The sequence below is a fragment of the Wolbachia endosymbiont (group A) of Tromatobia lineatoria genome, assembly GCF_964028565.1.
GTDB classification, from domain to species: Bacteria; Pseudomonadota; Alphaproteobacteria; order Rickettsiales; family Anaplasmataceae; genus Wolbachia; species Wolbachia pipientis.
On record NZ_OZ034791.1, the window covers coordinates 896,604 to 922,123 of the forward strand.

Genomic DNA, 25,520 nt, shown 5'->3' on the forward strand with positions numbered 1-25,520 from the left:
TGTCAGCCCTTTAGTTCAATGAGTGAGTAAAGATCTTCTACATACAAGAAAAGAACGAGGTTGATCAGTGAAGCCACTGAAGTGATAATGAATAGACCCTTAGAATAAGCAACCTTATTACCACTAGCTTTATCAAAATACATAACTTTCATGATATTTAAATAATAGTAGCATGATATCACACTCGCTATTACAAGGATCAAGGACAGGCTGATAAAGCCAGAATTTATTAAACTTTTGAATATAAAAAATTTAGCGAAAAACCCAGCAAGTGGAGGTATTCCCGACATTGAGAGTAACAGCACAGAAAGATGAAATGCTACAATTGGGCGTTTCTTCCCTATACCAGATAAATTTGCAATATCACAATCGTCATCGTCAATTTGTACGAGATATGAGAATAGCCCTATGCTTGTGATGATATATATCACCAGATACATTAAGGCACTATCTGTTCCTGCTTGTGTAAAAATAGAAAGTGAAGCAAATATAAAACCAATGTGACCAATTGAACTGTAAGCAAGCAGCCTTTTTAAGTTTTGCTGACGTAAGGCCCCAAAAGCTGAGATAAGCACAGACAATGCTGAAACGTATAAGAAAATAGGCTGAACATAACTTTTTACATTTACTAACTCTTCATTCATCAATCGAATTAAAAATGTTACAAGTGCAGCTTTTGGGGCCGTAGAAAAAAACGCAGTTACTATGGTAGGTGCACCTTGATAGACATCTGGAGCCCACATATGAAAAGGAGCAATAGCAAGCTTGAAACACAAACCAATTAGGACAAAGACTAACCCAAAAACTATTCCATAAGTTATCTGATGGTTTTGCAAGAATGAACCGAGCTCAGAGAAATTGACTTGTCCTGTATATCCATAAAGCAGCGACATTCCATATAGCATAATGCAGGAAGATAATGCACTGAGTGTAAAATATTTCACTCCTGCTTCACATGAATAAATAGAATCTTTATTAAAGCTCGCAAGAACATACAAAGATATACTCATCAACTCAAAAGCTAAATAAAAAGAAATCAGACTATTTGCTGAAACCAAAGTTATCATGCCAAATAGCGCAAAAAGAATCAGCATTGAAAATTCATACTTATAGTCATATTTTGATAAATTCAGCATCAAAAGTATTAAAATTCCTGTGCTGAGAATTAACCCTTGGGCTGACCTGATGTATAAATTGAGTTTTAACAACGAATTAAAGAGAAAAATTTCATTGTTTTCTGCCGAAAGAATTAAAATAATCAAAGTTACCACTGTGCAGCCAAGTGCTAATAAGTTGATAGTTCTGCGGTTAAATATAATCCCAAGCAGCAGCAACACTAACGAGGAGATAATAGAGAACGTTTCCGGCAATATCTGTATATAATTCATAGCGCATTATATTTGACTAACAAATTTGCCATACATGGCTTCAAATAATTCAGTGCAAGGGTTGGGTAAAATCCAAGCAAAATAACAAACACTGCAAGCAGAATTAAGACAGAAAATTCTATGCTATCCAAACGGTTATTTAATAATTTAGAATAGCTAACCCCCCATATTATTTGCTTACATAAATTCAGCATATAAACTGCGCTTAAAATAGTGCCAAGTGCGATAAATCCTGTAAAAAACCCTATGCTCTTAAACATTCCAACCATAGCCAAAAACTCACCTGCGAACCCAGATGTTCCAGGTAGCCCTATTGAAGCCATTGAAAATAAAATGAACATAAAACCAAATTTTGGCATTGTGTTTACTATGCCAAAATATTTTGCAATCTCCAAAGTTCCATTTCGAGTATATAGCATTCCAACACATAAAAATAAAGCAGCAGAAATAAGGCCATGACTAATCATTTGAAATATGCTACCCAGTACTCCTTCCTCACAAAATGAAAAGAGGCCAGCAGTAACGATCCCCATATGTGCTATTGAAGAATAAGCTATTAACTTCTTTATATCATCTTGAGCAAACGCAACTAGAGAAGCATATATCACCGCAATAATGCTCAGCACAACAACGAAATTTGAAAAATACAAACTTGCCTGAGGAAGCATTGGAATAGAAAACCTTAAAAATCCATATCCCCCCATTTTAATAAGCAAGCCAGCTAAAATCACAGATCCAGAAGTTGGTGATTGCACATGTGCATCAGGAAGCCAAGTGTGAAATGGAAACATCGGTACTTTTATTGCAAAAGAAATAAAAAATGCAATCCACAGCAATGACTGCACTTCAAGATCAAGGCTTGGCACTAATGTAGCTAATTTTTGTATATTAAACGTTCCAAAAATGTTATAGATGTAAACCAATCCAAGTAGAAATAATAATGAGCCAGTTAATGTATAAAGAAACAACTTAAACGTTGCATATACCCTGTGTTTTCCTCCCCAGATGCCAATAATAAAGAACATTGGTATTAAAACAGCTTCAAAAAACACATAAAAGCTTATAGCATTCAGTGAAACGAAAAAACCGACTACAAAACTCTCAAGCAGTAGAAACAATGCCATATAGGCTTTTAGGGTCGTATAACTCATTTTGCAGTTGTAGAGTATACAAATTACAAACAAGAAAGTTGTAAGCAGAAGGAAAAGCAACGATATACCATCTATCCCTATTCCAACATTTCTAATTGGGTAGCTGACAAACTGAAAGTCCGCATTGTTATAATCAAATTCTATACAAGCTACAATGCTAAGCAAAAATGGAAGTACAGCAAAAAATAGAGCAAGGAATCTTAAGTGTATAGATTGATGATTAATCCTGATTAAGGATAAAATCAACGCTCCTATCAGTGGAAGCAAGAATATACTAAGTAACAACACCTTCTATTTAATTCCAATAATATATAAAGCACCGATTATTAGAGTAACAAACATAATAAATGCATAATCAAATATATAACCAGTTTGTAACTTTATAGAACTTTTTGAACATTCATTAACCAACCTTACAACACCATTTGGTCCAAATGAATCAATAGCCTTAACATCAAACTTCCATAGAAGCCTAGATATAAACCTTATCGGTGCAATTATAACAAACTCATACACCTCATCAAAGTACCATTTATTCTGCAAAAACTTAAGTAAAAATTTACTCTTAATTTGCCTAATTACTTGATATTGGTAAATTAGGTACGCAAGTGCTATTCCACTTAGGCTTGCTAAGGTTGGCAGTAGTTTTATAAAGAAATTATGAACTCCATGCTCATCAATCATCACTAAACTTGATTTCCAAAACGCATTACTAGTTATGTTCAAAATATTTGCTCCCCATATTCCAGAAAATACTGATCCAAAAGCGAGTATCAGTAATGGTATAAGCATAATCTTTGGTGCCTCATGTATATTAATTTTACTTTGTTTTTGGCTGTGGAACACAAGAAGCAATAACCTCCAAGAGTAAAACGCTGTGAAGAATGCAACAACTAAGCTTATTACAAAAGCAAAGCTATCCGTGCTATAAGCATGTTCAATTATCAAATCCTTTGAATAAAAACCTGCAAATGGGAATATCCCAGAAAGCGCAAGAGATCCAATCCACATGAGAGCGTAAGTGCAAGGGATTTTCTTCCAGCAATTTCCCATTTTCTGAATGTTTTGCTCATGATGCATTGCATGAATCACATTGCCAGCACCAAGAAATAGTAGAGCTTTAAAAAAAGCGTGTGTCATTAAATGAAAAATAGCAACATTGTAAGCAGAAAGCCCACATGCCATGAACATATAACCAAGTTGACTGCAGGTTGAATAAGCAATTATTTTCTTTATATCGTTCTGAGTAATTGCAACGGTGGCTGCAAAAAAAGCAGTGAGTGCTCCAACGATAACTATTAATTCTCGTGCCACATTTGATAACTCAAACAATGGAGAACACTTTGCTACTAAAAATATACCTGCTGTTACCATCGTTGCTGCGTGAATAAGTGCAGAAACAGGAGTTGGCCCTTCCATTGCATCTGGCAACCAAACATGTAAACCAAGCTGTGCAGATTTACCCATACAGCCAATAAAAAGTAATATGCATATTATATGAGTTACTTTGAATTCACAGCAGAATGCCCTAATGTTCTGCGTGCCAAGAAGATCAGTTGTGTCAAAAACTTCAGTAAAATTCAAAGAGTGAAATGTATAATAAATAAGAAAGATTCCAATCAATAGTGCAAAGTCTCCTACCCTATTCACAACAAATGCTTTAATTGCTGCATTATTTGCAGAATATTTTTGGAACCAAAATCCTATGAGTAAATAAGAACATAGGCCAACCCCTTCCCAGCCAAAAAAAAGCTGCACGAAATTATCGCTTACAACCAGCACAATCATGCAAAACGTAAATAGCGATAGGTAAGAAAAAAACCTCGACTTCCCCTTATCATGCTCCATATAACCGATAGAGTAGAGATGTACTACCAGTGAAACGGTGGTAATAACAATAAGCATTAAGGATGAGAGAGCATCCACACTAATTGCCCAATTTACTTTTAAGATGCTCAATGAAAACAAAGGAAATAAACTCAAGTGATAATTTTCAGAGAAGGTGAGAAAAACATACCAAGATAAAACTGCAGATATTCCAATCCCTGCCGTTGTAACTAACTGACTTTTTCTAAAAAGTGCTGCAAATAGCGAACCAAAAAGTGGCAAAAATACTATTAATTTCAGTATATCCATCATACTTTCATTCTTTCATTAAATTTGCTTGTTCAACATCTATATTGCCACGGCTTCTATAATATACAACCAATATTGCAAGCCCAACTCCTGACTCTGCTGCCGCAACAGTCAACACAAACATCACAAAAATTTGCCCAACTATATCATTCATAAAGGCAGAAAAAGCAACTAGATTGATGTTAATCGCCAACAATAATATTTCTATTGATAACAATATATTGATTATGCTCTTACGGTTGATGAAAATACCGCACACCCCAACAGTGAACAAAATAGCAGCAACTATCAAAAAATGATTTAATCCTATTTCCATTCCACTCCTTTTCCAAATTTAGCCTTAACCAATTTTACAGATGAAGATTGCGTCAATTGCTTTAATACATTCTGTTTTTTAACTCCTTTTTTCTTGTCCTGCAAAGTAAGAGCAATTGCACCGACAATTGCAACAAGTAGCAAAATTCCAGAAAGATGAAAAGCGTACATGTAGTCAGTGTAGAGCAAATTACCGATAGCTTTCACGTTATTGGCATTATAGTTTATAACATTACTTATATTCAGCGTTGAGCTGCGGATTACAAAACTGATAATCAAAAAAAACACATCACACAATATAGCACCAAGAGTGAAATGCTTCGCAAAACCCTGGCGCAATCTTATGTAGTCAATATCGAGCATCATAACTACAAAGAGGAACAACACTGCAACTGCACCGATGTATACTATCAGTACCATCATAGCGATGAATTCAGCTCCAAGGAGAATGAAAAGCACTGCAGAGTTAACGAAGGTGAAAATTAAAAATAATACTGCATGCACAGGATTTCTTACACTAATTACGCATACAGCAGATAAAATGCTAAGAATTGCAAAAAAATAAAAGAAAAAAGGCATTGATACTTTAACTGCAACAATAGTTACTAATTTAAAGTGACTATCGTTGTAAAGTCAATATTATATTAAACGTTTGAAAACATTGTACTACAAAGCTCCAGCTCCATTTTAAATTATTATACAGAGCGCTTTCTAAGTGCTTAATCAATACACTAAGTCCTTAATTTATCAATATATAATATGTGTATGTTAGTAATTAATGGCGGCTCAAAATGTACAACATATTTGGTTATTTTAAAAGCAACAATAGTTCTAACGCACAAAGTAGCAGACTAGATGGAGAAAGTTATCAATACACCACAAGAGACTATATGACAATTTACTTTAATAACACACTAGCAAGTTTCAGTAGATCATTGAGAGAATTTAAAGAAAAAGCGTATGGATTTATGTATGATATCGGAACTTGGTTGAAAGAAACATATGAAAATCTCACTGAACGACCTGCAACGCATAATCGCTATACCCCAAAAGAAAAACCCCTTGTTGAAGTTGAAGAAATAGAAATGAAGGAACTAAACCGTACATATAAGCCATTCCAAACTCCACTTATCCACCCAACAAGCAGAAGTTCTGGTGCCAATACCTCAAATCAAGTTGTTGTTACTCGACATACACCTGAAACTACTAAAACAAAATAGATGTAAAACCTACGTTTAAATATGTAGTACTTGAGTGAAGCATTCTTTAACTGTTCTATTCAATAAAACCTTTACAATATTTCAATCATAGGTTTAACTTTACGAAGTTATAATCTATAGGGCTACGATGAACGATTATCTCTCACTGCTAAATCCAGAACAACAATCAGCTGTAACTAACATAGATGGACCAGTTTTGATACTGGCAGGAGCCGGGACGGGAAAAACAAGAACGATTACTTCAAGAATAGCACACATAATTAGAAACGGTCACGCTTATTCTGATGAGATATTAGCAGTTACATTTACAAATAAAGCAGCAAATGAGATGGTATCAAGGGTACTTGAGCTAACGGGCACAAACATACCATGGCTTGGCACTTTCCATGCAATTGCAGCAAAAATCTTGCGCCTGCACGCAGAAATTGTGGGCTTAAACCCCAATTTTACAATCATTGGTGTGGATGACCAATTACAGGTAATAAAAAATATTATCAATGAAATAAATCCTGATTACCTATCAGAAAAATGTAAGACCATTATGAATATTATTCAGCAATGGAAAGAGAAGTGCTTATTGCCATCTGAAGTGGAAGATATTCAATCATTTAGGCCAGTATATGTAACTGCACTCAAAGTCTATCACCAGTATCAGGAAAGGTTGAAATTCCTTAATTCTGTCGATTTTGGTGACTTATTGCTATATAACATACAGCTCTTTAATCAAAAGACCGAAGTTCTGTCCTACTACCAAAACAAGTTTAAATATGTTATGGTAGATGAATATCAAGATACAAATGCGATACAATATCTTTGGCTAAAATACCTTGCAAAAGAGCACTCAAATATTTGCTGTGTAGGAGATGATGACCAGTCGATATATAGTTGGCGTGGTGCAGAAGTTGAAAATATTTTGAAGTTTTCTGATGATTTTAAAAATGCAAAAACCGTTAAACTAGAGTGTAACTACAGGTCAACATCCCACATACTTGCAACTGCGTCATATGTTATCAATCACAATAAGACTCGCTTAGAAAAAAAATTGTGGACAACAAACATTGAAGGGGAAAAGGTAAATCTAATAAAATTATGGGATGGGAAAGCTGAAGCAAGGTTCATAAGCGAACAGATATTGAAACTCAATAAATACAGATTTAGTGACATTGCAGTGCTGGTAAGGGCCACTTTTCAAACTAGAGTTCTCGAAGAGTATTTTATAAAATATTCAATTCCCTACAAGATTATAAGTGGCGTAAAATTCTACGAACGTCAGGAAGTCAGGGATATAATTGCATATTTAAGACTTGTTACAAACAATAACGATGACTTAGCTTTCGAAAGGATAGTAAATCGGCCAAAAAGAAGCATAGGAGCTACAACTCTAAAGAAAATATACACGACTGCTCAGGATAACAAAATTTCTTTTTTTGAGGCAGCAAAAATATTAGTTAATAGTAATCAGGTAACCGAAAGAATTAAACTCTCACTCAACGATTTTTTAAATAAAATTAAAGCTTGGGAAGAAATAGTAAGCGTAAAACCACTGCATGAATTCGTTAAAATCGTAGCAAACCAATCAGGATATATTGAAATGCTTGAAAATGAGGAGGTAACAGGCTTAGCACGAATAGAAAATGTTAAAGAGCTCATCTCATCTTTAAAAAATTTCGATAATGCCACAACTTTCTTGGAGCATATAAGTCTGGTGATGGAAGTGGATAATATGAATAACGATGACACCGTATATGTTATGACTCTTCATGCAGCCAAAGGACTTGAATTCCCGTGCGTGTTTCTACCTGGTTGGGAAGAGGGATTATTTCCTCATCAAAGATCTTTTGATGACAAAAGTGGTAAAGCTTTAGAAGAAGAAAGGAGACTCGCATATGTTGGCATAACCAGAGCCAAAGAAAGGTTAATCATTTCATGTGCAGATAGGAGGGAAATTAACAACCAGTGGCAACCGATGCGCACTTCTCGGTTCATTAAAGAATTGCCAAGAGAAAATGTTGAGGTAATTAAAAGCAACATTGCCTACTGTTGAAGCTATAATTGCAGATAAACATATCTTACAAATCTGAATTACTTTAACTATATGTTTCTCCTGGCAAAAATTCTGTAACCGTTCACACTTAATTCTTCAATCTCATACCAATTTCTATTACATAACAAACAAATAGACAATAGAAGTGAGAAGGTTATACTAAGGCAGTATAATGATGGAGTTTTGGAATGGCATTGGTATCAGGTTGCAATTTTAGCTTACATTATGCCAATCTTTCTTCAATTGCTGCTCGCATAAATTCTGCCTGTCTTTTAGTTCTGCAGTGCACTATCGCATCATCCACATATCTTTCAAATGGTACTGTTGGGTGATTTTGTTTCATCCATATATCAAATGCATGGTGCATAAATATGTTTGAAATGATTGGGCTTATTGAACCTCCTTGCGGAACTCCTTTTTTCCCTAACTACCTTACTGCCATCTGCTTGCTGAATAGGGGATTTCATCCACCTTTCAACATACAGTATGACCCATTTGCAGTCTGTGTGCTTCTTGATAGCCTGCAGTGCTAAATTGTGGTCCAGATTGTCGAAAAATCCTGTAACATCAACAGCTTTCTTGGTAATCGTATCCTGTCTCCAATAAACAGCGGTTTTGCTATGTATCCTTGATCAGCAAAAAACTTACGTAAAGTTGGAGCCTTGTATTTAGCTTGAGTGAAAAGATTTAGAGCACCATCACGATCTTGAACACTTGCACTATGAACATCAGCCGCAATAATTAAGCCCACTGTATCTACAACAATATGACGTTTTCTACCCTTTATTTTTTTTCAGCATCATATCCTCTGGATCCCCTTTTTGAGTGGTTTTTACTGATTGACTGTCAATTATTCCTACTGAAGGTGTTTCATTTTTACCAAACATTTTTCTTACCTCTTTTACTAGCATATTATGTATTTTTTCCAATTTGCCATTACTACGTCACCTGAGAAAATAGTCATACACCGTCTTCCATGGAGGAAAATCTTTCGGCAGCATTCTCCATTGACAACCACCTCTCATTATATACCTTATTGCATTAATAATTGTTCTGATATTGTGCTTTCTTGGCCTCCCTATCTTTCCTTGTGCAACATGTGGCTCCAAAATTTCCCATTCCTTATCACTTATATCACTTGGATACAATTTTCCCTCCTATTTTTTACTTACACTATCATATTTTTTTCCTCATTCCTTTTTAAGACATACTCTTAGACAACTGGACGTCAAGCCTATCCTAGTGCTGCATATCAAGCTCATACTCAGTATGTAAATCTTTGACTAAAGCTACAGCGCATTCTTTTTGAACAATTATACTGATTTTGATTTCAGATGTTGTGATAGCAAGTATTTCTATCTTTTTTTCGCTTAAAACCTTGAGTGTGCGGTGCATCACTTCAGTGTTAGACATAACACCAATACCAATTATTGAAATTTTAGCTACATTATCGTTTATAGCATAATTTTCATTCTTATTCAGTAACTTTTCCATTAAATCAATATCAAATTTGGAGATAACAAAACTTGACCCATGTATCATATCAATTTTAACGTTTGCTCCTGCTATATCTCTTAAAGTACGCAAGTTATTTGCAAGGTTAGTGAAAGTTACAAGAGCTTCATTAGTGCTATAAGTTATTCCAGTAATTAAGTATCTCTCTAGTACATCCCTTTTGTGTAGCACTGTGGTGCCTTCTACTTCCTTAAAAGTGGATAGCACTTGCACTTTAATGTTATGTTTCATTGCAAGTTGTACTGAACGATTATGCAGTATTTTAGCACCAGATGACGACATTTCCAACATTTCATCGTAAGAGATAAATTTGAGCTTGCGTGCCTTTGGAACAATTCTCGGGTCTGCTGTATATATTCCATCAATATCAGTAAAAATTTCGCAAGTTCTAACACCAAAGGCTACCGCGAAGGCAACTGCTGATATATCAGAGCCTCCTCTTCCAAAAGTAGTGATTCTATCATCATTTATACCCTGAAAACCAGCAATGATCGCAGCAGTATAACCCTCAGCAAAAGATCTTTTCACACGTTCAATCTTTATTGTTTTTATTTTAGACTCAGAATAAAAATCATCAGTTACAATTGGTAACTGCCAGGCAAGCCACGATTTAGCATTAACTCCGATCGATTGGAGAGTGATAGCTAATAGACCGCAAGAGATTTGTTCTCCTGCTGAAAGCATAACGTCATACTCTGATAACTCTTGTCTATAACTTAAATTTGAGATTTGCCTAGCCTGAAAAACCATTTGGTCAGTAAATCCTGCAACAGCAGATACAACAACGATTACATTACAACCTTTCTCAATATCGTTTTTTATCAAATTTGCAACTCGGTTTAAATCAGTTAGCGAAGTCCCACCAAATTTTTTTATGATTATTTTGTCCATAGTTACAATATAACTCTCTTCTGAAGAAAAATATAGTTTTTGTAGAGATAGCAGCTTGCAAGCCATTCAGAAAAGGGAAGACAAAGCTATAGCTAACGCGTCATACCACGATTCATTCCATAGCTGTACGAACATTCATTTTTGAAGGTAAATTGCACAGCAAATGGTGTCATCCCAGTGCTTGGCACTGGGATCCAGAAGACTTAATTTCAACCAAGTGGCTGCATAATAAAGGCTGGATTCCAGTGCCAAGCACTGGAATGACACCCTCCCTTGTGGAAATTGCTCTCAAATCACAATGTTCGTACAGCTATGGATTCATTCGCGGTATAGATTCCGCTAACTAGTAGCGGAATGACGAATTTGTTGTTTTAAAATTGTCAGTAAATCTAAGTCAGTTTAGCTATATAGCACGAACTAAACCACTAAGCAGCAGAAGACCTTGCATGACCTCCAAAAAATGTTTTTACTCTTTCAAGATAAGTAAGTGGTTCTGCAGGAATTTCTATCTCGTCTATCTTATAAGATATTGCTGCATCTATGACTTCATCTGTTATTAATTCTCTTAGCCTTTGTTTTATTTGCCCTCTCCGAATATGTTCTCCATAGTCGTTATAAAACTTTACATATAATTCCTTAAACACAAATTCTTTTATAGCATCTCTTGTATAAGAAATGCCATCCTTTACTTCATCACTCACGCTGCTCAAATCCACCCCAGAACTTGGTGAATACAAATTATCAAAATTTTCTTTCAAAACTTTTATTTTATGGTAGTGCTTATCCACATATTTCTCAAGAAATCTTTTAGTAGCATCACTAGCCAACTTTCCTATTGGCTGAGGCTCTAGTTGAGCTGCAAAATTATTTTCCGCTTTAAGACCACTTAATGCATAAATGATACGGTTGAGCATTCCAGGACCACATTGGCGATTACTTTCCTCAAAGCGAACCAGTAATATAGACTTCAATAATTCTATATCTGCATTTTGCTTTCTTGCCGCAATTAAAACTAAATTTATAGCCTGTGTCAATGTCAATCCGGTTTGTGAATCTGCCCAATTTACCCACTCCCCAGTTTCATAACCATCCAATCTTAGATAAGGTTCTATCATTCGTTTTTGCTGACTTGTTAAACCGCTTATATAACTTTTAAACTCTTCATCCAACTCATTTAACGGCGTACCATGTTCTTCCTTTAATTTTTTGGCACATTCAATAACGCTTTGCTGAAAACTTCTAGTATGAACGCTCTGACTACTAGTACCCACATCACTTACATTAAACAAAAAGCTTAGCTGCTTTACATTCAAACCCAAAGGTGAAAAGAGTTTTACTGATGGATATTTTATTAACTCAAGAAGTGCTACTGGAATTAGCAGTGCATAATTTAACAATAATAAACCAAAATTAAATATAAGAAACCCACGTAGAGCTGATACCTTTGATGCAATATACAAAAATGGAAGCTGTAGGTAATATATCAAGTGTATACTGAAGAATAAGATTTTGTCCTTTAATTTTATTGTTGGATCTTTATAAACCTCAAACAACATGCTATTGCTATCAATATTGTTGTTTTTAAAGGAGGTATAGTTGTTTATGATCTTCTCTTGCAAGGGAAGAAGCATTTTATTCAGGCAAATAAACGCAGCAATAACAATAAAACCTGTAGCCAAAAATGCTAGTGCAGGGCTAGAAGTGCTTGTAGATAAATAGGCATAAAGACCATCAACAATTAAGTTTTTGTATAATCTTTCAAAGGGACGAACTAGAATCGGGTCAAGGATATAGTTAACAAGAAGATTTAAATAATACACGAGAAACAAAAGTGCAATCAAAAATGCAATAATACTACAAACAACCAAAAATGCTTTTAATCTCGGATTCATAACCCCCTCTTAATAATCTGTTAATATAATCTATTTTAGGAATAAATTGAAAAAAATGCAAGTTTTTATGTTAAAAGATCAATTGAAATTTCTGAGTTTAGGGTATATTGTTAATCTATTTAGATAAGAATTATTGTGTCAAATAAAATAGGTTTTTGGGCTATTTTTGCCTTAGTGATTAGCAGCCAAATTGGCTCTGGAATTTTTATGCTTCCAATTAGCCTTGCTCCATATGGCATGTATAGCCTTATAAGCTGGATAATATCAGGGCTTGGTGCTATATCTCTTGCTTTAGTTTTTGCCTCACTCTGCGCAAAATTTCCGGAAACGGGTGGCCCTCACGTCTATGTAAAGCATGCTTTTGGCCCTGCTGCAGCTTTTTTTGTTGGTTGGACGTATTGGGTGATCTCATGGGTTAGCACAACAGCCGTAATAGTTGTGGGTGTTGGTTATCTTACACCATTTTTCCATGAAGATATTCAAAACGTACATCTGTTTTTAGAGATGTTATTACTTACAATTATTACACTAATAAATTTTAGAGGAGTAGCTACTGCTGGACGTGTTGAGTTTTTATTGACGGTGATAAAAATTTCTGTATTGCTTGTAATACCTATAGCAGCATTGTTTTTTTTTGATAGAAATAACTTCATCATAAGTGAAGAAATATCAAATCTTACAACATCGCAGATTCTTGCCCGTTCTACACTTATTACTCTATGGGGTTTTATTGGAGTTGAATTGGCAACAGCACCTGCAGGGTCAGTTGATAATCCAGCTAGAACAATACCAAGAGCTGTGGTACTTGGAACAATCTCTGTTGCTGTTGTGTATTTTATCAACAATCTTGCAATTATGGGATTAATAAATGGCAATGATTTAGCAAGTTCAAGAGCACCATATGTTGACGCAATAAAAATTATGGCCTCTGGCAATTGGCACTTGATTATTTCTATAACTGCGTTCATTTTTTGTGTTGGTACTTTAAACGCTTGGGTACTAGCTAGTGGACAAGTGGCCCTTGGCCTTGCAAAAGATAAACTGATGCCACAGTTTTTTGCTCAAAGAAACAAGCACGATTCTCCTTTCTGGGGCATAACAACTAGCTCAGTTGGAACTGCAACTTTACTAATCCTCACTTCAAGCAACAATTTTGCTAAGCAGATCACATCAATTATCGACTTTTCTGTAGTTTCATTTTTATTTGTTTACCTTGCATGCAGTCTTGCTTTTCTCAAAGTTATTGTGCAAGAAAAGAGTTGTTACAAATTTTTAATTGGCAGTATAGCAACAACCTTTTGCTGCTGGGTAATATTTGAAACTTCTGTGAATACCTTGCTGATCGCAAGCTTATTCACTGCAAGTGGCGTACCTCTTTATTTATTTTGGTATCGCAGAGTTTCTGTATAGCAAATGTTATGTATCTGTTCAGCAGAGTGGCAAAATAAGGTAGACGAGAAAAGACAACTATAGGAAGAAATGGGTGTCATGCCAGTGCGTGACACTGGCATCCAGTTCTTTCGCGCAGTTCCATCAAAAACGTTGTAAAGGATTAATCGCTTTCGTGTTTACCAACTTAGTGCCCAATCTGGATCCCAGATACTGTCTCTGCTGTCAAACAAATTATCCAACAAAATTACAATTAAATGGTTGATTATTTTTAAGAATACCAAAAAAGACATGCATTAATTTTCGCATTAACGCAAGAACTATGACTTTTGGACATTTGCCTTTACTTGCTAGACGCTGACAAAACTTTTGAAAATGATTATTATGGTTTTTGACTACTATAGCTGGCATATAAAGAGCTTTTCGAATACGCTCAGATCCTATTTTGCATATGCAACTTCTCTTACTTACTGACGATCCCGATTGATAATGTCCTGGATTTAGACCAGCAAAAGCTGTAAATTGTTTAGCATTGTCAAAGTTATCAACTGATGGCATTTCTGCGACAACAGCAACAGCAGTAAGATATCCTATACCTTTTATAGTCTTAAGGTTTTCCACCATATTTTTTAGATGTGGATAGTTATTTATATGCTCATTAATTTCTTTTTCGAGAACAATAATTTGCTCCTCTATTGCCAAAATTACTTTAGATATAGCTTCTTTGCAACTGGAATGCATATTTTTGTTTTCCAAGCGATTTGTCTGTTGCACCTTATCATCTTTTAGCGATTGCATGCAACGGTAAAGCTCCCTCAAATGCCTCATTTCAGGTGCAATGGGCTTCCAAAGAGCAGGTTTGTTGGCGATACAAAATCTAGCTATCATAGCTGCATCTGATTTATCTGTCTTATTTCTGAGCAGCTCACTTTTGCCAAAAGCTTTCTGGGTTTACTATACTGACATTATGTCCTAAATCGTGCATAAAAGTAGCCAAATCTTCTCCATACCAACTAGTTGCTTCAAGACATAAATGAGTAAGATTTGCTCCATGGCCATTGCACCAAACTACAAGTTTTGCAAAACCATCTTGATTATTTTGAAAGACTTTGTGTCGTTTTTTACTGTCCACTAACAAACATCAAATTTCTTTTTTGAAATATCCACACCCAAAATAGCATTTACTTGCATAAAATTGCCTCCAAGACTATAAATAAACTGAGAGTTTAGACTAACCTTGTAATACGGGATATAATTCCAAAAGATACTGTTCAGTCTTTAACTCTATGGGAGGGAAGCAAAATCTGGCTTAATGGCATTAGTGTCGCATCAGCTTCACCCTCCCTGTGAGGTATTTTAGCTCTAATGCCTCACATCATAAAGATACAAGTGTCACGCACTGGGATGACGAGAAAGGAGCACTGGAATTTTTGTTTCAATATTTGTACATGAGCCATGCATCTGAACAGATACAATGTTATAACTAGAGATAATTTTTAAATGATTGATATTTATGAACTACGACTTTTCTTGTTGTCCACTTGTTCAACATTACCCTTCTCAAGTTTACTATCTACTTCTTTTGTGTGTTCATCATCTATACTAGTTTCATCTTTTATCTTACTAGGGTAATCTTCCTGCGATTTTTTATATGCTTCCATGTTGTCATATATAGGGTTACTGATGATTTCTATTTTTTCAGGTGTGAAAATCCTTGCTAAAAATCTCCTTATTATTGGTATTGACCTTAAGAGATCTCTTAGCTTTGAAGATTCTTGTCTTTTGTTTAGAGACTGTTGGTCTATTTTAGAGGTTTTTACACCATACTTTTTATCATCAAAATTTATTGTAGGCTTTCTTTTATTCGAAAGAACACTTTGGGCCTTTGATCCATTGGTTCCTTCAGGCCCTTGAGGTGTAGACATTGCAGGTTTAACCTTAGTTTCATCGTATTCCTTACTCATCTTTCATTTCATTATGTAATATTACTAATATTGCATAATAATAGCTAAATTACAATTAATTGCAAGGTAAAAATATTAAAACAATTGTAAATTTTGTCAGTAAAAATATAATAGAACTTTAAAATTAGAGGTTCATCTATATGAGATACAAAATTGCTGTTATTGGAGCAACCGGAAGAGTAGGGCGTGAGGTATTAAGCACGCTTGCTGAATTTCAAGATGAGGCGATAGATTGCGTTATTGCACTTGCATCGAAAAAATCAGAAGGGAAGAAGGTGAGCTTTGGTGACAAAGAGTTAACAGTTTTATGCCTTGAGGATTATGACTTCGTTGGAACTAATGTAGCCATTTTCTGTGCTGGATCTCATGTTTCTGAAGAGTATGTACCAATTGCAACACAGGCTGGATGCATCGTGATAGATAACAGTTCCCATTTTAGAATGAAAGAGGGTGTGCCACTCATTATTCCAGAGATTAATAAAGAAAAAATTATGGAATATAAAAACCACAACATAATATCCAATCCAAACTGTACTACAATACAGATGCTGCTAGTACTACATCTATTACACCAAAAAGCAAAAATAAAGAGAATCGTTGCTTCAACTTATCAATCAACTTCTGGTGCAGGCAAAGCAGCAATGGATGAGCTCTATGACCAGACAAAAAAAATCTTTATGAACGAAGCTAAAAAACCCAAGATATTCTCTAAGCAAATAGCATTCAATTGCATTCCCCATGTAGGAGAATTCATGGAAAATGGCTCTACAGAAGAGGAATGGAAAATGCAAGAGGAGACAAAAAAAATTTTAGAGGAAGATATAAAAGTTACTGCAACTTGTGTAAGGGTACCCGTCTTTATCGGTCACGCTATGGCAGTAAATGTGGAATTTGATCAACATATCACTGAAGAACAAGCTCGTGAAGTGCTAAGTGAAGCCGAAGATAGTGGAGTTTTAGTGTACAACAGGCGTGAAGATAGTGAATACATAACTCAAATTGATGTTGTACAGGAGAATGCTGTATATGTATCGCGTATTAGAAGAGACAATACTGTTGAGCACGGATTAAATATGTGGATAGTGGCTGACAACCTGCGCAAAGGCGCAGCATTAAATATAGTGCAGATTCTTGAGATTTTGATAAGAGAGCATTTGTCAATCAAGTGCATATAGAGCGCACGTACGTTGTAATTCGAAGGAAATTGTATATCACATGGCAGCGCGTGACGCTGGAATGGCTTTGTTGCATCGCTACTTATGAAAGGCTAACTATAATTAGGATTATAAGCAACTTATTGAAAATCTTGTTTTTTTTGCAATCAATCTGATCAAATTTAAGAATAGTAACTTGTTATTTATATTAATAAATTTAATTCTATTGAAAATAGCTAAAGCATTGAAATTCTTGAATTTTAGCCGGATTAGTGAGTGGTAGTGAAATTTCTTTTACTCAAATTTAGGTATTCACTGACCGTTCTTGTTATAAATACCAGAATAATAAGCTACTGATATTCTCCACCTTTTTTATCTTTAATCCATCATAGCTAGCGATGCAACAAAGCCGGCTGGATTCCAGTGTCAAGCACTGGAATGACACCATTTGCTGTGCAGTTTACCTTCAAAAATGAATGTTCGTACAGCTATGGAATAAATCGCGGTATGACGGTTCGCAGCGGTATAGTAACTCGTCACCCCGCTACTTGTTAGCGGCTGAGATACCGCGGCGGTATGACGTAGAAGCTATACTTTTATACTCACCAACTCAGTATCCAATCTGGATCCAAGTAGTCAAGCTATTCGGATGACACCCTCATAAAGTGAAATGAGATCCCGCTAACACGTAGCGGGATGACGAGAAAGGGGCTACTCGGATGACACCCTCATAAAGTGAAATGAGATCCCGCTAACACGTAGCGGGATGACGGGAAAAGAGGTACTGGGAGACATCCTTCCTGGTAGACCCAAATCACAATGTTCGCACAGTTGTGCGTCACGCGCTGCCGAACACTGTATGGTTATACAAGAAAAATTAAGGCTTAAAAGGAATTTTAAGTATCAGGACTCAAGGTTTTTATTCCTTCTTAATAAAACATAAAAAGCCCCTTTACCACCATGTTTTTTCGTAGCTTGTTGGTAGTATAGAACCATATGCTGGATTTTAGTGTCATTTAACCATTTATTTAAGTTACTCTTTATAGTGTCTGTTTTGTTTGTTGCACTGCCGTATCCCGTAATTACCAATAAACATCTATTTCCTGCTCGATAATTTTTGATAATAAAATCTATCAATTTACAGTAAGCATCCTCTATATTATAGCCATGCAAATCGAGCTTATCGCTTATAAAATATTTACCCCTATCAACTTTTGATTTTGTGTTTTGGTCAAGACAAAATGATGAGTTACTATTATTGGTATTAAGAAAATTCCCTTGTAAGTCGGAGGTACCTTTATCAACCATAGACTTTATATTTACTTTATGATCAACTTTCAAAGTAACTTTTCCACATTTTATTGGCTTAACATTTTTTTGCCAATCCAACTCATCGTCCGACATAAACGCATTAATCGAATTGTATAATTTTACAACAATATTCAAACATAGTAAAATGTTGCTTATTCTATAAAAACCCGATTTTCAATAATACGATGAAATCGTCAAAAACTAATGAGAATTTTTGGCTGTATGGAAAGCACACCTGCATGTCAGCACTGAAGAATAAAAATAGGCGGTGTATAGAACTGTTAGTAACAGAAAATTTCTATAGAGAACACGAAAAAGAAATTAAGCAATATGCAAATAGTAAGGGCATTAAAGTTCGATTAGTAGAAAACAAAATACTTAATGACGTTTTACCCAAAGGTGCTAACCATCAAGGAATTGCTTTAAATGTTGCCCCTATTCTTTATAACTTAAGCATCGAAGAAGTAGCTGAAAGCTCAAACGACAGTTCTACTATAGTCATTTTAGATCAAGTCACTGACACGCACAATATTGGATCAATTTTAAGAACTTCAGCTTGTTTTAATGTCGACGCATTGGTTTTACCACATAACCATTCACCGAGTGAAAATGCATCTATTGCAAAAGCAGCAAGTGGGGCTTTAGATATTGTTCCGCTAATATACGTTACAAATATAGTAAAAACTATGCAGTATTTAAAAAAGGTCGGCTACTGGTGTTACGGGTTTGATTGCAATGCTAAAGAAAATATAGATGAAATAAAGAGTTTTGAGAAAAAAAGAGTAATTATTTTTGGTTCTGAAGAGAAAGGAATGCGGAGGTTAGTTAAAGAAAATTGTGATTATCTTTTAAAAATCCCAATGTCAAATGCAATTAACAGTTTAAATGTTTCAAACGCAGCAGCAATAGGCCTATATTCTATTTATATTAAAACAAATGCCAGCGCATAGCTGTTTATAATAAAAACACTTGATAAAAATATGGTTTTATATTATAATGTGTTAAGTAATGGATAAAAGGAGTTATATTATGTCTTATATGAGAAATGAACAGGATATTCGCTCTCAAGGCGTTTATTATAGTGCTGGGCTTAGAAGTTACCTAACTAAAGTATATAATTACATGGCTTTAGCTTTGGGCGTCACAGGGCTTGTTGCATTTTTAACAGTATTTTCTGGTCTTTTTCAAGTAATTTATTCTAATCCCGTTCTATCGCTTGTGGTAATGTTATCTCCGGTTGCATTGGTGTTCTACATGTCTTATAGAATTCAACACCTAAGTGCTCAGTCTGCCGTTACTATATTTTTCTCGTTCTCAGTGTTAATGGGGCTTTCCTTATCTTATGTTTTTATAGTTTATACTGCAGAAAATATAGCAAGGGCGTTTTTCATTACATCAATCATGTTTGGCTCTATGGCTTTATATGGCAATACTACAAAAAGAGATCTTACAAGTATGGGCTCTTTCTTGATTATGGGAGTTTGGGGGTTAATCATTGCGTCTATAGTAAATTTATTTCTTGGAAGTAGTCCTCTCCACTTTGCAATATCGTTCATATCAGTAATAGTCTTTACCTTAATGACTGCGTATGATGCTCAAAGAATCAAGGACGTTTATTATAAACATAATGACGGATCAGAAGTTGCTACTACTAAATTGGCAATACTCGGTGCAACTAATCTTTATTTTGACTTTATTAATATATTTCTCAATCTACTCAGGTTACTTAACTTGTTCAACAATAGGGATTAGATGTTTTCCTTTTTAAGGAAAGGCAGTAAGAATTCTATAGTTTTCTTTTTAGTATCTTTAGTTGTGTCGATGATATGTCTTGCATATGCATCGGTACCTCTATATAGCATTTTCTGTAAAGCTACTGGGTATGGTGGCACAATAAGAAAAGTAACTAGCACAACAACAAATATAACTAACCAAAAGATCAGGGTCCATTTCAATGCTGATATAATGTCCGATCTACCTTGGGAGTTTAAATCAGAAACTAACTACGTTGACGTAAACATAGGAGAACAAAGTTTAGCGTTTTATTACGCAAAAAATCTATCTGATCAGCCTTCATTTGGTATGGCGGTGTATAATGTTACGCCTTTCAAAGCAGGTAAGTATTTCAATAAAGTTGCATGCTTTTGTTTTGAAGAGCAAATGTTGCTACCAAAACAAAAAGCAGCTATGCCCGTATCTTTCTATATAGATCCTGAGATAATGCTTGATAGTAATACAAAAGATTTGGGCGAAATAACACTATCATACACGTTCTTTAAGCTTAAGTAACAGAATGTTTGCAAACCGTGTCATTTCAGTAATCAATAGGGTGTCATCCAAGTAGCTGACACTGGAATGACAGGAGGTAACGCAAGAAGTCTATTGATTGTGAAAACAATAACTTTGCAAAATATTAATTGTTAGATAACATAATCAAAGTTTTTATCTTAATATTCATCATGGTTAGAGCTATACAAATTAAAAAAACTGGGGGACCAGAAGTATTAGAATTTGTAGATAAGAGTATAGGTGAGCCAAAAGGCGAGGAAGTTTTAGTACGTCACACAACTATCGGCTTAAATCGTTATGATTTAGAGCACAGAAAAGGTACACGCAAAATTAAAAATTTACCATCAGTGCTTGGGGTAGAAGCAGTGGGAGTTATTGAAAAGCTTGGTAAAAAAATCAGTGATGGATTGAAGGTTGGAGACAGAGTTGGATATTGCACAGCTCCTCCAGGGGCATATTGTGAAAAGCGCATTATACACCAGAAATATCTGATAAAAATTCCAGATGACATATCTGATGAAGTTGCTGCTGCAGTGCTGTTTAAAGGTATGACAGCTCACTATTTAGTTAATCAATCTTATAAAGTTAGGCCTGGTGCTTTCGTGCTAGTTCATGGGGCTAATGGTGGTTTAGGACAAATAATATGCCAATGGGCAAAGGATAAAAAAGGTGTAGTGATAGGTTCTGTAAGCTCTGATGAAAAAATGAAGATAGCTTTACAAAGTGGCTGCACATACGCAATAAACTACAATGATAAAGACTTCGTTTCTAAAGTTATGGAGATTACGCAAAACAGAGGAGTAGGTGCAGTGTATGACCCTATAGGTTACGCTACAAGCAAGCTTTCTTTTGAATCTTTAGGCAGGTTCGGCATATACGTTTCCTATGGGCAGATATCAGGTAACGCTCCTATTAGTTTTTCTTTACTTAGTTCACGTTCGTTATTTGCAACTGGAACCTCAATATACCATTATAAGCATGATAGATTCACATTAGTGCTTACCACAATGGAAATCTTCGAGATGATAAGAAAAAAACTTTTAACTGTACGGATCAATAAAAAATATAAATTTGATGAAATAATTCAAGCACATCGTGATATGGAAAATAGAAAAGCGAGTGGGTTAAATATTATCAAAATCTCTTAAATAAATTAGTAATTTAAACTAACCATTCATTAAGTCATATCAACTAGAACTTCACATATTTAATTCTCCTTTTGGGGGAATTAAAAGCATATAGCTAAACTGACTTAGATTTACCGACAACCGTCATCCCGCTACGTGTTAGCGGAATCTATACCGCGAATAGACTTCTTGCATAACCCAAATTAAGTAGAAAAAGGTATCATCCGAGTAACTGACACTGGTTCCTTTATGACGGTAGTAGCCCCCCTTCTCCTGTCATTCCAGTGCTCCCTTTCTTGTCATCCAAGTAGCTGACACTGGGATGGCTTTGTTGCATCGCTCTTCGGATAGTAGGTAACGCACAATAAATTTATGAAGCTATCTCAAATTTAGCCATACCAATATCAGTGAATTTATTAAGCAAATAGCATTTAGTTCTTTTTCTCGATTTATCTCAGATTTATTCCTAAAACTAAATCCGAATATTTGCTTTAATCTTGAGAAAAACCCTTCAATATAAGATCTTTTCCCATAATTTACTTCTTTTTTCCATTCTTTCATGCCATCTTCACCGTATAATTTTATTAACCTAATAGCAGCATTCCTGTCAGACATATAATCTATTTCTGGATGTTCTGCCGCATTGTTTATTGGTGGAATTTTTGTCTTTATATCATATTCGTTACACAACTTATAAAACTTGTGCCTATCACATGCTCTATCTGCATATAGTGCTTTTATGGCATGCTGAAAATCAACTTCTTTTAGCAAATCACAAGCTCCATAGTGATCAGAGTAGACACCGTTACTGTATTTTACAGCTATGGCTTTTTTGTTGTTTATATTCAACATTACGTGCAATTTTCTCGTTTGCTCATAGCCACGATATTTTCTGTCAGTGCTATTTTCCTTGCTGTGACCAGGAGTGTTGTTGTATATACTAATTCCTGTACTGTCTATAGCAATTTCGATATCTTCCATATTATTTTTATCAATTCTGCAATCATTTATCTTAATATTAAGTTTCTCAAACCTTCTTGATGCTTGTGAATAGCTGATAACTGCCAAATCTCTTCCTATTTGTTGCAAATACCCTTTTATAAACCCGACTGTTTGTCTTAAACCAATTCTAAAGAAACTGACGATTATATGCACCAAAATCACAACTTTATCACTATAAATATAGTTGCCGCCCTGCATTTTTGGACAATTCTCGTACCAATTTTCTATGGCGTCATTGATATAACAAAAAATGCTTCCTCTTTCTTGGAGAAATTTGTTATATTCATGGCAGTTACTGACTCTCATTTTTTGTGGCATATTTTTTCTTCAACAGTTAAATGGCTATTTATAATGAATTTTGTCAGTAACTGCCAGTTCTTTTCACTTGAGCGATGCAACAAAGCCCACTGGGATCCAGTTTCACCTTGTGATGGTGTCATGAAAGTAGCTGACACTGGTTTCCATCCAAGACGGTGTCATTCCTTACTATTACCCACAAATATAAATGGACTAAAAAGTAAAATATTACAATATTAAAGTTTGCAAATATTGAGGGTGTAAAATGGCAAGTAAAAGTAGTGAATGGGCTAAAAATGAATTTGGAGATAAAAGGTTAACTGAGCGATTAGTAAAGATTGCTGATATGTTTGACAAAATTACCTGAAAGTTAGATTAATCAAGCATGTGAAAGTTGGTCAGAAGCAAAAACAGCATAACGTTTTTTTCAAAATGAGAATGTAAAAGAAAGTGATATTTTAGCTACACATATTAATAAGACGGTTGAGAGAACAAAAGCTCACAAGAGGGTTCTTGTCATTCAAGATACCAGTTACATTGTATATAATAACCATAAAAAAACAAGCGGATTAGCAAATTTGTCCAGTTATGATACTGCAAAAGGTATTATAATGCATACAGCTCTTGCCGTTAGTATAGAAGGTTTGGTACTAGGGATACTAGATCAAAAAGTTTATTCAAGACCTGAAGAAACTGAGAACCTTAAAAAAAAGAGCGATCGCATTGAAGATAAAGAAAGCGTAAAGTGGTTGGAAACTTTAAGAAAAACAAATAATATTATTGATCCAACTCAAACTGAGACTATAACTGTATGCGATAGAGAAGCAGATATATATGACTTTTTTGAGCTTGCACATAATCTTAATTCGGCAGTGCTAGTTAGAGCATGCAGAGATAGAGCAGTAAATAGAAAATCTCGATATCCTGAAAAAGGTGAGCAGAAGTTATGGGCATTTATTAAATCCTCTCATTGTGCAGGTACGGTAGAAGTTGAAGTTCCTGTAAAAGATAATAAGCCAAAAAGAACAGCACGTTTGGAAGTTAGATTTGGAAAGTTTATGATGAATCCATCTAAGAATAATATTAGGCATAAGACGGAAGAACTACCTAAATTACCACTTTATGCAGTTTATGTTGTTGAGAAAACTCCCCTTCCCTTAAAAAAAACCGCTAGAATGGATGCTATTAACGAATCTTTCAGTTAATACTTTCGATGAAGCTGTTGAAAAAATTAGTTGGTATCAACTATGTTTTTTAAAAATTTTTTTATTTGTGTAATTTTGCAAATTATATGGGCAATAAAAACCCGTTTGTCATAGAAATAGAATTTTATATCAAACAGCTACCACAGCAATTTCTGCTTAAGCTAATGAATATGTGCTTTAAGTCTGTGTGGACGCACATATTCATTAGCCAATTTCAGTTACCGTTGTGAAGATTTTTAAGTATGCAAATTAATTGCTTCTTTAAGTCTTGTATTAGCAATTACTATAATTTTACGCATTAGGGCTGTTATAGCCACCATCTTCTTCTTACCACTTTCAACAAGCTTAGAATAAAAGGCGCCAAGTATAGATTTTGACCTTGTAGCAGCCATAGCGGCTGTAAAGAGCTTTGAACGAACGTTACTTCTACCACCTGTAATCCTTCGGTAACCAACAGCTTTACCACTTTCTTTTGGATGCGGTGCAACTCCGGCAAGACTTGCTACTTCTTTTCTATTTAAGTAACCAAGCTCTGGCATTAAACACAAAAAATCTTGTGATAACTTTTTACCTATTCCAGGAACTGTTTTAAGAATTTTTTGGCGTTGTTGTAATTCGCGGCTTTCATCAATAATCTTTTGTATAGTATCATTGAGTTCGTTTATTTGACTATCGAAAAACTCAATGGTCTTTTGACAGCTTTCTTTTATATGATCATTTTCCGGTGCTTCAAGTCTGCATTTTTCTTGAGTTCTCATTTGCGTAATATCATCACGACGTTGACAAAGTGCAGCCAAAGTTGATTGTTCTGTAGAGGTAGGTACAAATAGAGAGATAGTTCTATGGCGTTCAAATCCATATTGAGCAAGAGCTCTTGCATCTGATCTATCAGACTTTGCTAAAGTTCCGTGAGATAAAATAAAGCTTTTTACTTTACGAGTATTAGCTCGATGCACGGCAATATTTTTGTCGGTAAGAAAATGTGATAAGCCAAGCTCATATTTCCCTGTATTTTCTAAAGTCACTAAAGCATTAGGTAGAATATCTGAAAACTCTTGAAATAATTGTTGCCAACCAGAAGCATTATTATCAAATTCGACAGCATTCTTCTGTTTGTGAATTGCAACGACATTTTTAAATTTTCCGATGTCAATGCCAATAAAATTTTGATAAGATGTAACCATAATAAACCTCGATAGTTTTAGTTAATTTAAGATTGTAAACGGGTGC

General features: G+C 34.9%; 28 protein-coding genes and 1 pseudogene. 12 read left to right on the top strand and 17 right to left on the bottom strand.

Annotated elements, in window-relative coordinates; translation table 11 throughout:
- Window positions 1-2 precede the first annotated feature (2 nt).
- The 5 genes from ABWU48_RS04750 to ABWU48_RS04770 are packed head-to-tail and all read right to left on the bottom strand — an operon-like array spanning window position 3 to window position 5,569.
- Window positions 3-1,388, bottom strand: a complete 1,386-nt coding sequence (locus ABWU48_RS04750; RefSeq protein ID WP_209472428.1) for an NADH-quinone oxidoreductase subunit N — start codon at window positions 1,386-1,388, stop codon at window positions 3-5.
- Window positions 1,385-2,827, bottom strand: a complete 1,443-nt coding sequence (locus ABWU48_RS04755) for a NuoM family protein (RefSeq protein ID WP_353288299.1) — start codon at window positions 2,825-2,827, stop codon at window positions 1,385-1,387. Before ABWU48_RS04755 ends, ABWU48_RS04750 begins: the two co-directional genes overlap by 4 nt.
- Before the next feature lie 3 nt (window positions 2,828-2,830).
- A complete protein-coding gene (gene nuoL, locus ABWU48_RS04760; protein ID WP_022626390.1) occupies window positions 2,831-4,678 on the bottom strand; it encodes an NADH-quinone oxidoreductase subunit L in 1,848 nt (615 codons plus the stop codon).
- 4 nt (window positions 4,679-4,682) lie between these two features.
- Window positions 4,683-4,991: an NADH-quinone oxidoreductase subunit NuoK gene (gene nuoK / locus ABWU48_RS04765; RefSeq protein WP_010962953.1), complete on the bottom strand. Its 309-nt coding sequence runs from the start codon at window positions 4,989-4,991 to the stop codon at window positions 4,683-4,685.
- Window positions 4,982-5,569: an NADH-quinone oxidoreductase subunit J gene (locus tag ABWU48_RS04770; RefSeq protein ID WP_353288300.1), complete on the bottom strand. Its 588-nt coding sequence runs from the start codon at window positions 5,567-5,569 to the stop codon at window positions 4,982-4,984. The genes nuoK and ABWU48_RS04770 overlap by 10 nt, the downstream gene beginning before the upstream one ends.
- Window positions 5,570-5,781: 212 nt before the next feature.
- Here ABWU48_RS04770 and ABWU48_RS04775 point away from each other — a divergent pair, with 212 nt between their 5' ends.
- Window positions 5,782-6,210, top strand: a complete 429-nt coding sequence (locus ABWU48_RS04775; RefSeq protein ID WP_010082321.1) for a hypothetical protein — start codon at window positions 5,782-5,784, stop codon at window positions 6,208-6,210.
- 127 nt (window positions 6,211-6,337) lie between these two features.
- Complete coding sequence (locus ABWU48_RS04780; RefSeq protein WP_264338041.1) at window positions 6,338-8,254, top strand: ATP-dependent helicase; 1,917 nt, start codon at window positions 6,338-6,340, stop codon at window positions 8,252-8,254.
- 223 nt (window positions 8,255-8,477) lie between these two features.
- On the opposite strand, the gene ABWU48_RS04785 is transcribed toward ABWU48_RS04780, so the two are convergent.
- The 5 genes from ABWU48_RS04785 to ABWU48_RS04805 all read right to left on the bottom strand — a co-directional run bounded on the left by ABWU48_RS04785 (window position 8,478) and on the right by ABWU48_RS04805 (window position 10,660).
- Window positions 8,478-8,621, bottom strand: a complete 144-nt coding sequence (locus ABWU48_RS04785; protein ID WP_022626389.1) for a Putative reverse transcriptase — start codon at window positions 8,619-8,621, stop codon at window positions 8,478-8,480.
- A gap of 162 nt (window positions 8,622-8,783) precedes the next feature.
- Window positions 8,784-9,005: a hypothetical protein gene (locus tag ABWU48_RS04790; protein ID WP_022626388.1), complete on the bottom strand. Its 222-nt coding sequence runs from the start codon at window positions 9,003-9,005 to the stop codon at window positions 8,784-8,786.
- 25 nt (window positions 9,006-9,030) lie between these two features.
- On the bottom strand, window positions 9,031-9,183 hold the full coding sequence (locus ABWU48_RS04795) for a hypothetical protein (protein ID WP_167482793.1): 153 nt from the start codon (window positions 9,181-9,183) through the stop codon (window positions 9,031-9,033).
- 15 nt (window positions 9,184-9,198) lie between these two features.
- A complete protein-coding gene (locus ABWU48_RS04800; protein WP_007549940.1) occupies window positions 9,199-9,402 on the bottom strand; it encodes an IS5 family transposase in 204 nt (67 codons plus the stop codon).
- 91 nt (window positions 9,403-9,493) lie between these two features.
- Window positions 9,494-10,660, bottom strand: coding sequence for an aspartate kinase (locus ABWU48_RS04805; protein ID WP_010962950.1), 1,167 nt, complete (start codon window positions 10,658-10,660; stop codon window positions 9,494-9,496).
- Between the two features lie 152 nt (window positions 10,661-10,812).
- Here ABWU48_RS04805 and ABWU48_RS04810 point away from each other — a divergent pair, with 152 nt between their 5' ends.
- Window positions 10,813-11,007: a WPE palindromic element domain-containing protein gene (locus tag ABWU48_RS04810; RefSeq protein ID WP_353288301.1), complete on the top strand. Its 195-nt coding sequence runs from the start codon at window positions 10,813-10,815 to the stop codon at window positions 11,005-11,007.
- A 78-nt stretch (window positions 11,008-11,085) separates the two neighbouring features.
- Here the strand turns inward: ABWU48_RS04810 and ABWU48_RS04815 are convergent, their stop codons facing one another.
- Entirely contained in the window at window positions 11,086-12,552 is a 1,467-nt protein-coding gene (locus tag ABWU48_RS04815) for a hypothetical protein (protein WP_208571710.1), read from the bottom strand.
- 135 nt (window positions 12,553-12,687) lie between these two features.
- Here ABWU48_RS04815 and ABWU48_RS04820 point away from each other — a divergent pair, with 135 nt between their 5' ends.
- Window positions 12,688-13,962 carry an APC family permease gene (locus ABWU48_RS04820; protein ID WP_353288302.1) on the top strand — a complete coding sequence of 425 codons (1,275 nt, stop codon included), beginning with the start codon at window positions 12,688-12,690 and terminating at the stop codon, window positions 13,960-13,962.
- 213 nt (window positions 13,963-14,175) lie between these two features.
- Here the strand turns inward: ABWU48_RS04820 and ABWU48_RS04825 are convergent, their stop codons facing one another.
- The 3 genes from ABWU48_RS04825 to ABWU48_RS04835 all read right to left on the bottom strand — a co-directional run bounded on the left by ABWU48_RS04825 (window position 14,176) and on the right by ABWU48_RS04835 (window position 15,905).
- A complete protein-coding gene (locus tag ABWU48_RS04825) occupies window positions 14,176-14,829 on the bottom strand; it encodes a transposase (RefSeq protein ID WP_138264789.1) in 654 nt (217 codons plus the stop codon).
- A 37-nt stretch (window positions 14,830-14,866) separates the two neighbouring features.
- Window positions 14,867-15,073: a hypothetical protein gene (locus ABWU48_RS04830; RefSeq protein ID WP_182309225.1), complete on the bottom strand. Its 207-nt coding sequence runs from the start codon at window positions 15,071-15,073 to the stop codon at window positions 14,867-14,869.
- 379 nt (window positions 15,074-15,452) lie between these two features.
- Entirely contained in the window at window positions 15,453-15,905 is a 453-nt protein-coding gene (locus ABWU48_RS04835) for a hypothetical protein (RefSeq protein WP_015589289.1), read from the bottom strand.
- 140 nt (window positions 15,906-16,045) lie between these two features.
- Between ABWU48_RS04835 and ABWU48_RS04840 the strand changes: the two genes are divergently transcribed.
- Both ABWU48_RS04840 and ABWU48_RS04845 read left to right on the top strand, forming a co-directional pair.
- Window positions 16,046-17,080, top strand: coding sequence for an aspartate-semialdehyde dehydrogenase (locus ABWU48_RS04840; RefSeq protein WP_010962945.1), 1,035 nt, complete (start codon window positions 16,046-16,048; stop codon window positions 17,078-17,080).
- A gap of 402 nt (window positions 17,081-17,482) precedes the next feature.
- Window positions 17,483-17,614 carry a hypothetical protein gene (locus tag ABWU48_RS04845; protein ID WP_255356250.1) on the top strand — a complete coding sequence of 44 codons (132 nt, stop codon included), beginning with the start codon at window positions 17,483-17,485 and terminating at the stop codon, window positions 17,612-17,614.
- A 348-nt stretch (window positions 17,615-17,962) separates the two neighbouring features.
- Here ABWU48_RS04845 and ABWU48_RS04850 read toward each other — a convergent pair whose 3' ends face one another.
- The gene (locus tag ABWU48_RS04850; protein WP_010082340.1) at window positions 17,963-18,463 is read right to left on the bottom strand and encodes a Smr/MutS family protein; all 501 of its coding nucleotides are present in this window, start codon (window positions 18,461-18,463) and stop codon (window positions 17,963-17,965) included.
- Window positions 18,464-18,555: 92 nt separating this feature from the next.
- On the opposite strand from ABWU48_RS04850, the gene rlmB reads away from it, so the two are divergent.
- From rlmB to ABWU48_RS04870, 4 genes are all read left to right on the top strand, one after another.
- The gene (gene rlmB, locus ABWU48_RS04855) at window positions 18,556-19,320 is read left to right on the top strand and encodes a 23S rRNA (guanosine(2251)-2'-O)-methyltransferase RlmB (protein ID WP_038199241.1); all 765 of its coding nucleotides are present in this window, start codon (window positions 18,556-18,558) and stop codon (window positions 19,318-19,320) included.
- A 79-nt stretch (window positions 19,321-19,399) separates the two neighbouring features.
- Window positions 19,400-20,122, top strand: coding sequence for a Bax inhibitor-1/YccA family protein (locus ABWU48_RS04860; RefSeq protein WP_010962942.1), 723 nt, complete (start codon window positions 19,400-19,402; stop codon window positions 20,120-20,122).
- Entirely contained in the window at window positions 20,123-20,659 is a 537-nt protein-coding gene (locus ABWU48_RS04865; RefSeq protein ID WP_353288303.1) for a cytochrome c oxidase assembly protein, read from the top strand.
- Window positions 20,660-20,829: 170 nt separating this feature from the next.
- Window positions 20,830-21,807: a quinone oxidoreductase family protein gene (locus tag ABWU48_RS04870; protein WP_038199239.1), complete on the top strand. Its 978-nt coding sequence runs from the start codon at window positions 20,830-20,832 to the stop codon at window positions 21,805-21,807.
- A gap of 357 nt (window positions 21,808-22,164) precedes the next feature.
- Here ABWU48_RS04870 and ABWU48_RS04875 read toward each other — a convergent pair whose 3' ends face one another.
- On the bottom strand, window positions 22,165-23,106 hold the full coding sequence (locus ABWU48_RS04875) for an IS5 family transposase (protein ID WP_209472548.1): 942 nt from the start codon (window positions 23,104-23,106) through the stop codon (window positions 22,165-22,167).
- Between the two features lie 33 nt (window positions 23,107-23,139).
- Here ABWU48_RS04875 and ABWU48_RS04880 point away from each other — a divergent pair, with 33 nt between their 5' ends.
- Complete coding sequence (locus tag ABWU48_RS04880) at window positions 23,140-23,325, top strand: hypothetical protein (protein WP_147155110.1); 186 nt, start codon at window positions 23,140-23,142, stop codon at window positions 23,323-23,325.
- Window positions 23,326-23,350: 25 nt separating this feature from the next.
- Window positions 23,351-24,333: pseudogene (locus ABWU48_RS04885) on the top strand (IS4 family transposase); the annotation flags it as partial.
- A gap of 193 nt (window positions 24,334-24,526) precedes the next feature.
- Here ABWU48_RS04885 and ABWU48_RS04890 read toward each other — a convergent pair.
- Complete coding sequence (locus ABWU48_RS04890) at window positions 24,527-25,474, bottom strand: IS110 family transposase (RefSeq protein ID WP_209472550.1); 948 nt, start codon at window positions 25,472-25,474, stop codon at window positions 24,527-24,529.
- Between the last annotated feature and the right edge of the window lie 46 nt (window positions 25,475-25,520).